General features: G+C 65.8%; 14 protein-coding genes and 2 tRNA genes. 7 read left to right on the top strand and 9 right to left on the bottom strand.

Features of this window, described 5'->3' with window-relative positions:
• Positions 1-91: 91 nt before the first annotated feature.
• Genes AC5RUJ_RS03540 through pknB form a run of 3 tightly spaced genes read left to right on the top strand, consistent with a single transcriptional unit; the run spans position 92 to position 5,272 of the window.
• Complete coding sequence (locus AC5RUJ_RS03540; RefSeq protein WP_494001217.1) at positions 92-1,540, top strand: peptidoglycan D,D-transpeptidase FtsI family protein; 1,449 nt, start codon at positions 92-94, stop codon at positions 1,538-1,540.
• Entirely contained in the window at positions 1,537-3,312 is a 1,776-nt protein-coding gene (locus AC5RUJ_RS03535) for a protein kinase domain-containing protein (RefSeq protein WP_494128264.1), read from the top strand. Before AC5RUJ_RS03540 ends, AC5RUJ_RS03535 begins: the two co-directional genes overlap by 4 nt.
• Positions 3,313-3,331: 19 nt before the next feature.
• The gene (gene pknB, locus AC5RUJ_RS03530) at positions 3,332-5,272 is read left to right on the top strand and encodes a Stk1 family PASTA domain-containing Ser/Thr kinase (RefSeq protein WP_494074745.1); all 1,941 of its coding nucleotides are present in this window, start codon (positions 3,332-3,334) and stop codon (positions 5,270-5,272) included.
• Between the two features lie 58 nt (positions 5,273-5,330).
• Here the strand turns inward: pknB and AC5RUJ_RS03525 are convergent, their stop codons facing one another.
• A complete protein-coding gene (locus AC5RUJ_RS03525; RefSeq protein WP_494074744.1) occupies positions 5,331-5,975 on the bottom strand; it encodes an anthranilate synthase component II in 645 nt (214 codons plus the stop codon).
• Between the two features lie 271 nt (positions 5,976-6,246).
• Here AC5RUJ_RS03525 and AC5RUJ_RS03520 point away from each other — a divergent pair, with 271 nt between their 5' ends.
• Both AC5RUJ_RS03520 and AC5RUJ_RS03515 read left to right on the top strand, forming a co-directional pair.
• Entirely contained in the window at positions 6,247-6,498 is a 252-nt protein-coding gene (locus tag AC5RUJ_RS03520; RefSeq protein ID WP_494001213.1) for a cell division protein CrgA, read from the top strand.
• 6 nt (positions 6,499-6,504) lie between these two features.
• A complete protein-coding gene (locus tag AC5RUJ_RS03515) occupies positions 6,505-7,497 on the top strand; it encodes a magnesium and cobalt transport protein CorA (RefSeq protein ID WP_494001212.1) in 993 nt (330 codons plus the stop codon).
• Positions 7,498-7,581: 84 nt separating this feature from the next.
• On the opposite strand, the gene AC5RUJ_RS03510 is transcribed toward AC5RUJ_RS03515, so the two are convergent.
• The 3 genes from AC5RUJ_RS03510 to AC5RUJ_RS03500 form a co-directional block, all read right to left on the bottom strand.
• On the bottom strand, positions 7,582-8,757 hold the full coding sequence (locus AC5RUJ_RS03510; protein ID WP_494013426.1) for an NAD(P)-dependent malic enzyme: 1,176 nt from the start codon (positions 8,755-8,757) through the stop codon (positions 7,582-7,584).
• A gap of 745 nt (positions 8,758-9,502) precedes the next feature.
• The gene (locus AC5RUJ_RS03505) at positions 9,503-10,360 is read right to left on the bottom strand and encodes a rhomboid family intramembrane serine protease (protein WP_494155605.1); all 858 of its coding nucleotides are present in this window, start codon (positions 10,358-10,360) and stop codon (positions 9,503-9,505) included.
• 60 nt (positions 10,361-10,420) lie between these two features.
• Entirely contained in the window at positions 10,421-10,963 is a 543-nt protein-coding gene (locus tag AC5RUJ_RS03500) for a peptidylprolyl isomerase (protein ID WP_494001209.1), read from the bottom strand.
• A 119-nt stretch (positions 10,964-11,082) separates the two neighbouring features.
• Here AC5RUJ_RS03500 and AC5RUJ_RS03495 point away from each other — a divergent pair, with 119 nt between their 5' ends.
• Together AC5RUJ_RS03495 and AC5RUJ_RS03490 are read left to right on the top strand one after the other, a co-directional pair.
• Entirely contained in the window at positions 11,083-12,096 is a 1,014-nt protein-coding gene (locus AC5RUJ_RS03495) for a hypothetical protein (protein WP_494013429.1), read from the top strand.
• Between the two features lie 124 nt (positions 12,097-12,220).
• Positions 12,221-13,060: a glycosyltransferase family 2 protein gene (locus tag AC5RUJ_RS03490; protein WP_494001207.1), complete on the top strand. Its 840-nt coding sequence runs from the start codon at positions 12,221-12,223 to the stop codon at positions 13,058-13,060.
• Between the two features lie 3 nt (positions 13,061-13,063).
• Here AC5RUJ_RS03490 and AC5RUJ_RS03485 read toward each other — a convergent pair whose 3' ends face one another.
• The 5 genes from AC5RUJ_RS03485 to AC5RUJ_RS03465 all read right to left on the bottom strand — a co-directional run.
• Positions 13,064-13,969 (bottom strand): DMT family transporter, encoded by a 906-nt coding sequence (locus AC5RUJ_RS03485; protein ID WP_494074742.1) that lies wholly within the window; start codon positions 13,967-13,969, stop codon positions 13,064-13,066.
• A gap of 133 nt (positions 13,970-14,102) precedes the next feature.
• Positions 14,103-14,175 (bottom strand) — tRNA-Ala (locus AC5RUJ_RS03480).
• Between the two features lie 37 nt (positions 14,176-14,212).
• Positions 14,213-14,329, bottom strand: a complete 117-nt coding sequence (locus AC5RUJ_RS03475) for a DLW-39 family protein (RefSeq protein WP_493978246.1) — start codon at positions 14,327-14,329, stop codon at positions 14,213-14,215.
• Positions 14,330-14,364: 35 nt separating this feature from the next.
• Positions 14,365-14,438: transfer RNA gene (locus AC5RUJ_RS03470), tRNA-Ile, on the bottom strand.
• 60 nt (positions 14,439-14,498) lie between these two features.
• Positions 14,499-14,925, bottom strand: a 427-nt coding sequence (locus AC5RUJ_RS03465; protein WP_494093231.1) for a DUF3566 domain-containing protein, incomplete at its 5' end; no start/stop codon positions are given.

Below are 14,925 nucleotides of genomic sequence, written 5' to 3'. Positions count from 1 at the left end.
CGGCCGCCGGCCGGCGGCCGCCGGGTGACCGGCCGGCGCGACGCAACCAGACCCAAGCACGGAACACCGGATCCACGGAGGTGATCCAACCATGAACCAGGCCATCCGCAATACCTGGATCGTCGCCATCGCGATGTTCGCGCTGCTGTTTGGATCGCTCACGGTCGTGCAATTCTTCGAGGCCGAAAACCTCAACGCCAACCCGTGGAACAGCCGGACCATCTACAAAGACTTCGACAAGAACCGGGGCGCCATCCTGGTGGGCGGCGAGCCGATCGCCGAGTCGGTTCCCTCGGACGACGAGTTCGCCTACCAGCGCGTCTACAACGAGCCCGCGCTCTACGCGCCGATCACCGGTTTCTACTCGTTGGTATACGGCTCCACCCAGATGGAGTCTGCGATGAACGATCAGCTCTCCGGTTCCGGCGACGAGTTCTTCTACGAACAGATCGTGCAGATGTTCTCCGGCGGCCAGGTCGAGGGCGCCTCCGTGGAGCTGACCCTGGACGCCGAGCTGCAGCAGTTGGCCTGGGACCTGATTCCCGACGGCGTGAAGGGCTCGATCGTGGTGATGGAACCGGACACCGGCAACATCCTCGCGATGGTCTCCAAGCCCAGCTTCGATCCGAATGACCTGGCGGGGCACAACACCGAAGAGGTCACGCAGAACATGGCCGAATTGGAGAAGGTGCCGGGCCTGTCTCCGTTCACCAACCCCGCCACCGAGAGCCTGTTGGCTCCGGGCTCCGTGTTCAAGCTCGCGGTGACGGCTGCCGCCCTGGAATCCGGCCAGTACGACGCCGACAGCAAGCTCGACAATCCCCCGACGCTGCCGCTTCCGGGCACCAACGTCGAGTTGCCGAACTACGTTAACGGCGGCTGTGCGGCGCGGACCACCGTCGGCTTCTCCTTTGCCCTGGAGCAATCCTGCAACACGCCCTTCGCGCAGATCGCCATGGACCTGGGGGAAGACGCCATTGCGGAACAGGCCGCCAAGTTCGGATTCGGCGAGTCCTACCAGATCCCCACCCACGTCACCGCGAGCCAGTTCCCGACCGGCATGAGCGATGACCTGCTCGCCCAGTCGGCCATCGGCCAGTACGACGTCCGCGTGACCCCCCTGCAGGTGGCCATGATGACCGGTGCGATCGCCAACGACGGCGTCTTGATGAAGCCGAACCTCGTGCGCACCGTGCGCGCGCCCGACCTGCGCGTCATGGACAGCCCCAAACCCCAGGAACTGCAACGTTCCCTTTCCGCAGACAACGCCCGGCTGATTCAGGACTGGATGGTCAATGTGGTCAGCAGGGGCATCGGCGGCGGAGCCGCCATTCCGGGCGTCGAGGTGGCCGGCAAGACCGGTACGGCAGAACTGCTGGCCGGCGAAGCAGGAAACAACTCGTGGTTCACCGGATTCGCACCGGCGGATGACCCCCAGGCCGTCGTATCCGTCGTCTTCGAGGACGTCGATGTAACGACCGGTTCTTCACTCTCAAGTCCAAGTGCTCGGCAACTCCTAGAGGCGGTGTTAAATAAGTGAGACCTAGCTCGGGTATCACCTTAGGCGGCAGGTACCAGCTCACTGAACGTATCGCCATCGGCGGCATGGGTGAGGTCTGGAAGGCGCAGGACCAGGTCCTGGGCCGCATCGTCGCCATCAAGGTCCTCAAAGAGGAGTACACGGGCGACCCGGGCTTCCTCAACCGCTTCCGCGCAGAGGCCCGGCACACCGCGCTGCTGAACCACACCGGTATTGCCAATGTCTTTGATTACGGCGAAGAGGCCGGATCCGCCTACCTCGTGATGGAACTCGTGCCCGGGCATCCGCTCTCGGCGATCATCGAGCGCGAGCGCGTGCTCTCGCCCGACCGGACGCTGTCCATCATCACCCAGACGGCCAAGGCGCTGGCCGTCGCCCATGCCCAGGGCCTGGTGCATCGCGACGTCAAGCCCGGAAACCTGCTGATCACGCCGGAGGGCCGGGTCAAGATCACCGACTTCGGCATTGCGCGGCTGGCCGATCAGGTTCCGCTGACCGCGACCGGGCAGGTCATGGGCACCGCCCAGTATCTGGCGCCCGAGCAGGCGACGGGACAGACTGCTACCGGACAAAGCGACATCTATTCGCTCGGCGTCATCGGCTACGAGTGCCTCTCCGGTTCCCGGCCGTTCTCCGGTGAATCGCAGATAGCCATTGCCCTGGCCCAGGTCAACGACACTCCCCCGCCACTGCCCGAATCCCTGCCCCGGCCGGTCCGCGCTCTGCTGATGTCCATGCTGGCCAAGGACCCGGCCGACCGGCCGGCCAACGCGGAAAAGCTCGCCGAGGCGGCCGACGCCATCCGTGCCGGCAATATCCGTGCCGCCGAGGCAGCTGTCCCGGGAATGTTGCTGTTCGGTGGGGACGACAGCACCGGTTTGATGACTGCTCCGGTGCCCGCCCCCGGAACCGCTCCGACGCGCGCCGTCAGCGCCGGGACCTCCCAGCTGCCCGCCGTCGGCGGTGCAGCAGCAGCAGCGGGCCTCGGCGCCGAACGGGACTGGACCGATCAGGATCTGGACAGCGATGAGCCTGAAGAAACACCGCGCCGCCAGCAGAAGAAACGCAGTCCCTGGACCTGGCCGCTGGTCGGTTTGATCCTGTTGATTCTGTTCGCCGTGGCCGGCGCGATCCTGCTGCCCATGCTGACCCCCACCGGCGTTGCGGAGTCCTCGTCGTCGGCATCGAGCTCGACGACACGGGCGGCGCCGAAGACCACCTCCGCAACGCCAACGGAAGAAGAGACCGAGGAACCGCGCGAAACGGCAACGCCGGAGACGAACCAGCTGGCGGCGAATGCGTTCCTGGGCCGACCCTTCAGCGAGGTCCGGGCCGAGCTCGAAAACATGGGCTACCAGGTGGTTCCCAACCCGGTGGAGAGCGGCGAAGCCGAGAATACCGTCATCGACATCGCGCCGACCGGCGCCGTCGTCGTTGGCGAAGCAATCACCGTCACCTACTCCACCGGCCCCGGAACCGTCACCATTCCCAACGGTCTGGCCGGGCAGTCCGAGCAGCGGGTTCGCGAGGCCCTGATCGGACTGAACCTGGTACCGCAGAAGTCGGGCGAGCAGCCGAGCGATGAAGAGCCTGGCACCGTGCTCAGCCTGTCTCCCGACGGCGGTGACGTTCCGGTCGGGTCGACCGTCAGCTACGTTGTCTCCAGTGGGCCGGAAGAAGAAGAAGAAACTCCGGCCCCGACAGAGACGGGCTCGCCGGATGCCAAGGGCCTGCCGACCTCCGCTCCCGACACGCGCGGCGGTAAGCCGTGACCGAATCCTGGTCGGCCTGATGGAAGGACGACAACCAGTGGACTCGCCGCACATCCTGGCTGGCCGCTACGAGGTGGGGGAACTCATCGGACGCGGCGGGATGGCCGATGTGCTGCTGGGCCGTGACATCCGCCTGGGCCGCTCGGTGGCGGTCAAGCAGCTGCGGACCGACCTGGCCCGCGACCCGATGCTCCAGTCCCGGTTTCGGCGCGAAGCCCAGGCGGTGGCCGGGCTGAACCACCCGGCAATCGTTGCCGTGTACGACACGGGGGACATGGATCTTCCCGGCGCGGCGGAGCACGACGTCAAGGTCCCGTTCATCGTGATGGAGTACGTCCGGGGCCGGACGCTGCGTGAATTCATCAAGGGCCGCGAGCTGGGCATCGAGGACTCGGTCCGCTATGCCCTCGGCGTCCTGGCCGCGCTCGAATACAGCCACCGCTCGGGCATTGTGCACCGCGACATCAAGCCGGCCAACGTCATGGTCACGCCCGAGGGCAACGTGAAGGTGATGGACTTCGGCATCGCGCGTGCGCTGGCCGATTCGGCCGCCACGATGACGCAGACCCAGGCGGTTCTGGGGACCGCACAGTACCTTTCCCCGGAGCAGGCCCGGGGTGAAGCCGTGGACGCGCGCAGCGACTTGTACTCGGCCGCCTGCCTGCTCTACGAAATGCTTGCCGGTCGTCCGCCCTTCATCGGTGACAGCCCGGTGTCCGTGGCCTACCAGCACGTCCGCGAACTCCCCGAACCGGCGAGCCGCTTCAACCCGGACGTTACGCCTGCCTTGGATTCCGTACTGGAACATGCGCTGCAAAAAGACAAGGCGGACCGGTTCCAGACGGCCGCTGCCTTCGCGGACGCGCTGCGTGCGGCGCTGGGCGGGACGCCGCACCAGGCGGCCGGGCCGGCGACGGAAGCGTTTCCCGCACTGGCTCCCGCCACCGAACTAATCACCCAGCCGGCCCACGCCGTGGCCGGGGAAACTCCTGACCTGTCCCACACCGCCTACTCGCCTGATGACGACGCCGGGCCGGAAACGGCCTCCTACGACCGCGGGCAGCTTCCCACCGCCTTGGCCGTGGGCAGTGAAGACGACATCGAACCCGAGCGCCGGGCCAAGCGCCGGGCATGGATCGTCACGCTGATCATTGCCTTGCTGCTGGTCCTGGTGGGCGGAGGCTACTACGTCTACAACATGCTGGTGCAGAACGCCGTCCCGGATACGGTTGCCGTTCCGGCTGTGGCGGGGATGGACCAGAACGCCGCCACCAACGCCATCTGGGCAGCGGATCTCAAGCCACGGGTTGAACAGGAGTTCAGCGACGACGTCGAGGCGGGCATGGCAACCCGAACCGATCCGGACGTCGGAGAACAGCTGGAACCGGGCAGCCAGGTCGTGGTCTACATCTCCGAGGGTAGCGAATTTGCTACCATTCCCAAGGACCTGGCCGGCCGCACCGAGGCGGAGGTCCGGGACAAGCTCCGGAATCTGGGCCTGGAACCGGGGGAAAACGTCCCGGCGAACAGTGCCTCCATGCCGCGCGGGAATGTGGTGACCACCAAGCCCGCCCCCGGCGAGAAGGTCAAGACCGGTTCCACGGTGGACCTGGTCATCTCGAACGGCATGGTGCGCGTTCCGGCCCTGATGAACAAAACTGTTGAAGAAGCCGGCACGATGCTGGAAGACGCGGCCGTTGCCCTGCCCTACCGGGTACAAGAGGTCGACAACGAGGTGGTCGCACCCGGCACCGTCGTCGGCCAGAGCGTTAAAGCGGGAACGGACGTCGAACAGGGGACTGAGATAGTCCTGACCGTTGCGGTTGCACCGCCGCCCCCCGAGCCCTCCGAAACGCCTGCGCCCGACCCGGATGAGGGCTCCGACAGAGGCAACAACTCCGGCAACGGGAACGGCCGCGGCAACGGGAACGGCCGGGGCAACGGGAACAGCGACGACTGACAGCATCCGTGGCAGCCTGGTCCCCGCGACCGGTCGCGCAGTCCCGCCCCGGAGCGGTTCAGTGGGTAATGAGCGGGCTGAGCGTGGCGGCGCGTTCGGCCGTTCCCTCCGCGCCGAGCGACTCCAGCCAGTTACCGAGCATCAGGTAGCCGCCTTCGGTCAGCACCGATTCGGGATGGAACTGCACGCCCCACAGCGGCGCGCTCCGATGGGCCAGCCCCATCACGACTCCGCTGTCGGTCTCCGCGGTGATTTCGAGTTCGGCAGGGATGGTGCTGCGCACGGCCGCCAGCGAGTGGTAGCGGGTGGCCGTGAACGGGTTCGGAACGCCCAGGAAGGCGTTCTGGTCGCCGTGGGTCACGTGCGAGGTCTTCCCGTGCATCAATTCGGGGGCATGGGTGACGGTGGCGCCATAGGCCTCGGCCAACGCCTGGTGGCCCAGGCACACGCCGAACATCGGCTTTGCTTCCCGGCCGCACCAACGGATCAGCTCGACGCAGATGCCCGCCTCGGCAGGCGTTCCCGGGCCGGGGGAGACCAAGACCCCGTCGCGGACTCCGGCCAGTTCAACCGCTTCCTCGAGGGTGACGTCATCGTTGCGCACCACAGTCGTTTCCGCGCCGAGTTCCTGAAGGTAGCCGACCAGGGTGTAGACGAAGCTGTCATAGTTGTCGATGACGAGGATGCGCGGAGTCTTGCTCATGTGACAGTCGTGCCAATCGTGGAGTTGTTCCGGGACGGGGGACTGCGGGAGCCGGCCGGCACTCCGTCGGGGGAACGGGAGCCAAGGCGGCAACAGCAGCACTCACACTATGATCGGTCCCCCGCGGTGATCCCGGCAAATGCGCGGCGGCGAACGTCACATACATTGGCTAGACTAAACAGCTAGACGGTCGGCGGCGGCGGCGGACTCGCGTGAAGATCGCGGCCCCGGCCTGCCAGTGCCAACCACCCCTTGATGCCCCGGAGGATCTGTGCCCGAGTCGAAGCGCCGCAAGAGGACCGAACGGCGTCCCGAGGAATTGACCGCCAAAGGCAATAAGCCCAACCCCGTGTGGTTCAAACCGGTCATGTTCGGCCTCATGATCATCGGCCTGCTGTGGATCATCGTTTTCTACATCACGCAGGGAGCGTGGCCGCTGCCGGCAGCAGGGTCCTGGAACATCATGATCGGGTTCGGCATCGCCATCGCGGGCTTCCTGATGACGACCAGGTGGCGCTCGTAGGCAGTCATGCTGGTTGATAACGGCATCTACGTCGACGGCGTCCGTGCCGCCACGCCCGAAACCCTGGAGCAGACGTTCAGCGAGCTGCACCGGTACTCGGGCATGGCGTGGATAGGGCTCTACCGGCCGAGCGAGCCGGAGCTGGCCGCCGTGGCAGCGGAGTTCGATCTTCACCACCTGGCCGTGGAGGACGCCTTGCGCGGCCATCAGCGGGCCAAGCTGGAACAGTACGGCCGCACGCTGTTCACCGTCCTCCGGCCCGCGCGCTACATCGACGAAACGGAGAAGGTGGAGTTCGGCGAACTGCACGTCTTCATGGGGCGGGACTTCCTGATCACCGTCAGGCACGCGGAGTCGCCGGATCTGGCCCACGTGCGGCAGCGTATGGAGTCCGTGCCCGACCTGCTGGCGACGGGACCGCAGGCGGCGCTCTACGCGGTCCTGGACCAGGTCGTCGACGAGTACGAACCCGTGGTGCTCGGCCTGGAGAACGACATCGACGAGATCGAAGACCAGCTCTTCGGCGGCGATCCCGACGTTTCCCGACGGATCTACGAGCTGCTGCGCGAAGTCATCGAGTTCCAGCGTGCCCTGCACCCGCTGGAGGGGATGATCGCCGTCCTCGAACGAGGCACCAAAAACCCTGACCTGGACCTTGAGGTGGCCCGCGGCCTGCGCGACGTCGAGGACCATGTCATCCGGCTGAACGAGCGCGTCGACGCCTTCCGTGCCGTCCTGCAGAACGCCCTGAGCCTCAGCTCCACCCTGCAGGCCCAGAAACTCACCGAAACCAGTGTTGCCCAGAACGAACAGGTCAAGCGCATCTCGTCATGGGCGGCCATACTCTTCGCCCCGACTTTGGTGGCCGCCGTCTACGGGATGAACTTCACGGTGATGCCGGAACTGGACTGGGCGTTCGGCTACCCGATGTCGCTGGTTCTGATGTTCCTGACGGCCCTCGGGCTTTACTGGTTCTTCAGGCGCAACCGATGGCTCTAAAGCCCGCCTGACCGGGCAGGTGCGCCGGAAGCCCGCTCCCGGGATACGGGGACGGGCCCCGGCAGGGCGGCTGCCAGGGTAGGCTCAGCCGGCGTCTGCGGCGGCCATCACGGCAGCGGTAACGGCCGGGGCCACCCGGGGGTCCAGCGGGCTGGGGATGATGTAATCGGCCGCGAGGTCTTCCCCAACGATTCCCGCGATTGCCTCGGCCGCGGCAACCTTCATGGCCGGGGTGATGCGGCGGGCACCCGCGTCCAGTGCGCCGCGGAAGATGCCCGGGAAAGCCAGGACGTTGTTGATCTGGTTGGGGAAATCGCTGCGGCCGGTGGCCACAACCTTCGCGAACTTCGCGGCGGTCTCCGGGTGTACTTCCGGATCCGGGTTGGACAGCGCGAAGATGATGGCGTCGTCGGACATCTTCTCCAGGGTCTCTTCCGGGATCGTGCCGGAGGAGACCCCGATCAGCACGTCTGCCCCGTCGAGCGCCTGCGCGCTGCCGCCGGTGACTCCGCGCGGGTTTGTGCGGGCAGCATAGGAGGCCTTGACCTCGGTCAAATCGCCGCGGTCGCCGTGGATGATGCCGCGCGAATCCAGCAGGATCACGTCGGCAACGCCGGCGGCCAGGAGGATTTCGGCGACGGCGATGCCCGCCGCACCCGCGCCCGAAATAACCACCTTGAGCGACGCCAGCTCGCGGTTGACCACCTGGGCGGCATTGGTCAGCGCCGCAAGGGCTACCACGGCGGTGCCGTGCTGGTCGTCGTGCATGACCGGCATGTCCAGGGCCTCAATGAGGCGGGCTTCGAGCTCGAAGCAGCGTGGCGCCGAAATGTCTTCAAGGTTGACGGCGCCGAAGCTCGACCGCAGCCGCACCAGGGTCTCAATGATCTCGTCAACGTCGGTGGTCTCGAGTACCAGCGGGATGGAGTCCAGTCCGGCAAACTGCTTGAAGAGGGCAGCCTTCCCCTCCATCACCGGCAGTGACGCAGCCGCCCCGATGTTGCCCAACCCCAGCACCGCGGTGCCGTCGGAGACCACTGCCACCAGCCGGGAGGCCCACGTGTACTTCCCGGCCATTTCCGGGTCGGCGTTGATGGCGCGGCTGACTTGGGCCACACCCGGCGTGTAGGCGATGGAGAGATCGCGCTTGGTGTCCAACGGTGCGGTGAGGCCAATCTGCAGCTTGCCGCCCTCATGGGCGCTGAAGATCTCCTCGCGGGTGAGGTCGATTCGTGTGGAGTTGCCGGTTTCGGTAGTCACGTAGATTCCTTCTGTTGTTCCTTCCCTTCACGGGAGGGAGCTTGGATGGCCCGGCCTGCGACAGGCCGGTAGGAAGCAGATCCTCCGAGAGGCCGCAGCCGGCCGTTCACAAGGCATGGGGCGCGGCGCATTCGATCCGACTATCGCCTGGGTCCGGGACGGCCGCGTGGGCCCCGTGGCTGGTCGAGCGAGGGGACCGGATTTCAAGGCTACCTGAAGGCCGGTTTGCAGGGTCTGCATATGTCTTCGGCCGGACGAATGTTTCGCCTTTTCCACTGTAGTGCTCGGCTAATTGCAGGGGCTGCAGGCTTAGTTGTCCACGTTTTCACAGTTGTAGACCGAACTTATCCACAGACGTGCATAACTTTGGGGATTACTTCCGTCCACCTCTTCTGTCCCCTGCCATCACGTTATCCACAGCTGTGGAATTACATGTGTGTAACTTATCCTCACTGTGCATAACTCCTGTGGATAACATCCTTTCACCTCAGGGAGCGCGGCGGAACTTTCCACAGCCAGCCCACAGGATGGGGAAAGCAGGTTGGGGAAAACGCGCAGTTGCACGGCACGCGCGCCGGAGGGAGTGAGAGGGGCCCGTCGGGCACAGCGTGCGCCTACAGCCAGCCCCCGGGCGGGACTGCCCGGAGATTGTCGGTCCGGCAAACGGGACCACACAGGAAAGGCGGGCAGGAACCGCGTCCTCCAGGACACTTTTCCTGCCCGCCTTGGCGGAAGCCGGCCGGGGTTACGTCATCGCCGTCAGGGCAGTGACCGCCACCAGCACCAGGAGTATGGCAGCCAGCCCGGTGAACTGGACAACGCTTCGATTCTTTCCCTTCGGCGCGTAGGCCAGCACCACAGCGGACAAGGCACCAACCAGCAGTCCGCCCAAGTGCGCCTGCCAGGCAATGCCGGAGACCACGAATCCGAGCACCGCGTTGATGCCGATCAGCACCAACAGCGATCTGACCTCGCCGCCGCGTTGCCGCTGCACGATGAACAGTGCGCCGAAGAGGCCGAAAATGGCCCCCGAGGCGCCGACCACGGGAATGTTGGGAGCGGAGAGCAGGAGTACGCCGACCGAGCCGCCGAAGCCGGAAAGCAGGTACAGCGCAAGGAACCTCAGCCGCCCCAACAGGGGCTCCAGGTGCCGGCCCAGGATCCACAAGGCGTAGAGGTTGAAGGCAATGTGCAGGAGGAAATTCGGCGAATGCAGAAAAGCCGAGGTGATCATCCGCCACGGTTCCGGCGCGTAGAACGGATTTGGAAGGGTGTAGACCGGCGCGTACAGGAACCTTTCGGTGAAGCCGGGAACGACCCACTGCAGCAGATAGGCAAGGGCGCAGATGCCGATCAGTGTCAGCGTGACCACGGGACGGCCGACCGCGGCCACCCCGCCATAGACGGTACGGACAGTCGGCATGCTGCGCGCCGCTTCGTTGACGCAGTCGACGCACTGAACGCCAACCGACGCCGTGCGCTGGCATTCCGGACAGGCCGGGCGTCCGCAACGCTGGCAGCGCACGTAGGAGACGCGGTCCGGATGCCGCGGGCAGACGGGGACATCGGTCTGCGGCGGTTCGGCCGGCATTCCGTAGGACATGGAGGCGCTCCTGCTGGGAAAAGGTCCCCGCCCGGGTTCCGGGCGGGGACATTAGGCAACTTAGAGCTGCTCGACCGTGATGTTCTTGATGACCACGTCTTCCAGCGGCTTGTCCCGCTGGTCGGTAGCCACCGCGTTGAGGGAATCGACGACGGCGCGCGAAGCTTCGTCCGTGACGTCGCCGAAGATCGTGTGCTTGCCCTGCAGCCAGGTGGTGGGAACGGTAGTGATGAAGAACTGCGAGCCGTTGGTGCCGCGGCCCCCCTGGATGCCGGCGTTGGCCATGGCCAGCTTGTAGGGCTCGTTAAAGTTCAGGTCGGGGTTGATTTCGTCGTCGAACTGGTAGCCCGGGCCGCCGATGCCCTGGCCCAGCGGATCGCCGCCCTGGAGCATGAAGTCCTTAATGATGCGGTGGAAGATGACGCCGTCGTAGAGCGGAGCGTTCGTCTCTTCGCCGGTCTGCGGGTGCTTCCAGGTGATCTCGCCGGTGGCCAGCCCGATGAAATTCTTCACGGTTTTCGGGGCGTGGTTGCCGAACAGGTTCACCACGATGTCGCCGTGGTTGGTGTGGATAGTGGCCTTAGCTGTAGCAATAGCAGTCATGGCACCATTCTTCCACGGCGATTCCCCTGGGTTCCCGCCGGCGGCCGGTTCCGCGATGAGTGAAAATCCCGCGCGTTTCATCGCCGGCATAGCCGTCTGCAAGTGCAGGAAGTAGGCTGATGAACGACCGTCACCATTTCCGGGAGGTAGTAGTGAAGAAGACCAAACGAATAGCTCACGACGCAGAAGGCAATGTTTTTGTCCTCGTGGGAACAGCCAAGGACTGGGCCTCTCCCAAGATGGCAGCCGCGCGGAACTGGGCCGTCCCGCGGATCGAAAAGAGCATTGAGACCGCTTCACCGCGCATCCAGGGGGGGCTGCAGAAGGCCGCCAAGGATCTTTCCCACTCCGTAGTAACTGTGACGCCGAGGATCCAGGAGGGATTGGACAGCCTGGCCCCGAAGATTTCCCACGTTGTGGATGAGGCTGCTCCGCGCATCCAGGAGACCTTGGACCGGGCGGCCCCCGCCATCACACATGCCCGGGACAAAGTAGTCGACGAGTACATCCCGACCGTCTCAGCACGGCTCGCCGCTACCGCAGACCAGGTCGCGAAGACGCTGGACAAGACCGCGCTGCCCGTTTCGGTGCAGGCCGCCGTCGTCAAGGCGGGCGGATCCAAGCGCGCCCTCAAGAAAGCCCAAAAGGCAGCCGCCGGGCATGCCAGGAAGGCTGCCAAGGAGCTGAAAAACCAGCAGAAGTCCGGGGGCGGCAAGGGTTGGCTGATCGTGGGCATCCTCGCGGCCGCGGCAACGGCGGGAGTGGCCGCATGGCGGGCTGCCCGGCCGGTCGAAGATCCGTGGAAGACGCCGGTCCAGCCGACGAGTGCGACTCCGGCACCGGGTCAGGTTTCCACCACCACCAGTCCGTCGAGCTCGAGCTCCGCCTCGACTTCCACAACTTCCACCTCGACAGGTACCGCCGGGGCTGCCGAAACCGCAACAGCCAAACACGCTGCAGCCCCGGCCACCTCGGATGCCGCAGCGGGTACCTCTGTCTCCGATAAGGGTTCCGAGGCCGCGGCAGCCACGGCCAAGACGACCGGCAACGGCCCCACCCGCTCCGCGCGGGCGGCCGGCCAGAAGGCTGCGGAAGCTGCCGACGCTGCCGCCGAGAAGGACACCAAGAAGTAGTTTCCTTCAGCACACGCCGTAATGGGAGCTCCCCGAAGGGGAGCTCCCATTGTTCTCTCCCGTCCCATCCCCTTCACGACCCGCTTCCCGGACTCCCGGCAAGCCTGCTGGTAGATTTCATGCCGTGAGAAGTGCTGCGCCCAGCGTGTCGATCGTCATCCCGGCCTTCAATGAAGAGTCGGTTATCCGCCAATGCGTCTACGCCGCGGTGTGCCAGTCCGTGGCACCCTGGGAAATCATCGTCGTGGACAACAAATCGACCGACGGGACAGCCGACCTGGTCCGGGCCATGCAGGCCGAATACCCCGATGTTCCCCTGATCCTGCTCGAGCAGGATGCGGAGCAAGGCCTGATCCCCACGCGCAACTTCGGCCTGGACCATGCCACCGGAGAAGTCCTGGGCAGGATCGACGCTGATTCCGTCCTGGAGCCCGACTGGGTTGAGCGCGTGCAAGCGGCTTTCGCCGACCCGGAAGTGATGGCGTGCACCGGTCCGGTGCTGTACTACGACATGCCGCTGCGGCGCTTCGGCCTCCAGGCCGACGACCGCCTGCGCCGCTTCGTCCTGAAACTGGCCAAGAAGCAGTACCACTTCCTCTTCGGATCCAACATGGCCATCCGCCGCGGAGCCTGGGACATTATCCGCAACGAGGTTTGCCGTGATGAGGCGGACGAGATGCACGAGGACATCGATATCTCCGTTCATCTGGCCGACCACGCGCTCAGGATCCAATACGTGCCGGAAATGATCAGCGGCATGTCGGCCCGGAGGCTGGAAGATTCGCCCAAGGACTACCGGTACTACGTCACGCGCTTCGAGCGCACCTACAACGTCCACAAGATCGACCGCCGCATGGCGCGGGTGCCGATGCTGATCTTCATGAGCGTCTACTACCCCGCAAAGCTGCTGCGCCGGGTCCACCAGGCCCGCACGCAGGTCCGCGTGACGCGCGGCGGGCTGTAGCCGTTAGTCCCTCCCGGGTCCGCTGGCTTCCGGCACCGGGTTGCGTCCCTGCACCTTCGACCTGTTCTGGGAAAGCACGACGGCGGCCAGGCCCGCCAGGATCAGTGCCAGGCCCGCGTAGGTGCCCCACGGAAGGGTCTCGCCGAGGAACAGGGCCGCCAGGGCGGCGGCTCCGGGGATTTCCAGCAGGATGATCATTGAAACCACCAGCGGACTCAGGACAGCCAGCAGGTGGTTCAGCACCGAGTGGCCCAGCAACTGGGCCACCACGGTCACGGCCAGGATCCCGGCCCAGGCTTGGGGCGGGAACCCGGCGAGCGGCTGTCCGAAAGCCAACGCCATAGCCAGCAGGATGAGTGCGCACAATCCGTAACAGATGGTGGTGTACGGTCCCGTGGACAGCCGGCGCCGTACCCGGCCGCCGGCCATCGTATACACCCCGGCCATGGCCCCGCCGACCAGGCCGAGCAGGTCGCCCAGCAGTGCCTCTCTGGAGAGCCGCAGGTCGAACCCGGAGATCACCAGTACGCCGGCGAACGCGAGCCCGACACCGCACAAGATCAGCCGGGACGCCTTGATGCCGCGCAGCCGGTTGAACAGGACGATCCAGGCCGACTGCAGGCAGACCAAAGCAGTCGCCGCCGCCACCGAGGTCAGCTGCAACGCGGTGATGAAACAGGCAAAGTGGAGCGCCAATGCGACGGCCGCCACCGCGCTGAAGCCGATGTCCGACGTCGTCAGCTTCCGGAACTCCTGGCGCCGGCCGATCGCCGCGGGTACTCCCATCACGACGGCGCCGATGATGTTCCGCCAGAATGCGATGGCCAGGGCGGGGGCGGCAGTGGCAGCCATGATGGGACCGGACGCGGAGATGCCGAGCACAGCCAGTGTGGCCAGGAAAATGATCACACCTTCAGCCTAGGGGTGAACCCTGCCAACCCCATCCCGCCGCGGCCGCGGGGGGCGAACGCAGCGGGGGAGCAGCAGTGGGGCGCGAACGCAGCGAGGCCCCGATCCGTAGATCGGGGCCTCGCGTTTCCGGTGGAGGCAAGGGGACTCGAACCCCTAACCCCCTGCTTGCAAAGCAGGTGCGCTACCAATTGCGCCATGCCCCCGGAGGGTCCGGCCGGTCGAACCGGCCGATGCTTTGAGTCACTCGACCTTGTCGGTCGCGCGGCTCCAAGCGGATTTCTCCGCTTCGGATTCCTGCCACTTCTTGTACACGAAGACACCCGCGGCCGCGGCTGCCATCAGCAGCAACTTCTTCACGGTGTCCTCCCGACATCGGTGGGATCAGTCATCCGTGGGCGTACCAGGACTTGAACCTGGGACCTCTTCGTTATCAGCGAAGCGCTCTAACCGCCTGAGCTATACGCCCCCTGCCCTTGCGGGCCGAGATACGACTTTACAGTACGCCGGGCCGGAACTTCAAATCCGCTCAGTCGTCCGTCAGCGTGACCCCGATGCCGCCGACCAGCGTCGCCGAGATGTTGTAAAGCACCGCGGACAGCATGGCCAGTGCGGTCAGCAGGACCACGTTCACGACGGCGATGATGGTGGCGAAGGACGCTACCTGTCCCAGCGAGGCGTAGGACCGCAGGTCGAATCCGCCGCCCTCGGTACCCGCGACTTCCGTCAGCAGCCCGTTGACCCGGTCAAAGATGCCCGTGATGTCCAGCGTCGTCCACAGGACGATGGAGGCCACCACGGTGACGATGCCGAGGGCGACGGAGAGCAGGAAGGCCATCTTCAGCACCGACCACGGGTCGACCTTGCTGACCAGCAGGCGGGCACGGCGGACCTTGGCCTTCGGAGCCGGGCGCACGAGTCCTGGACGGGCGGGCTGGCCGGCCGGGCGCTGGGCG

It is taken from the genome of Arthrobacter sp. Y3223164 (assembly GCF_059091005.1).
This window is presented reverse-complemented; position numbering and strand designations above follow the sequence as displayed.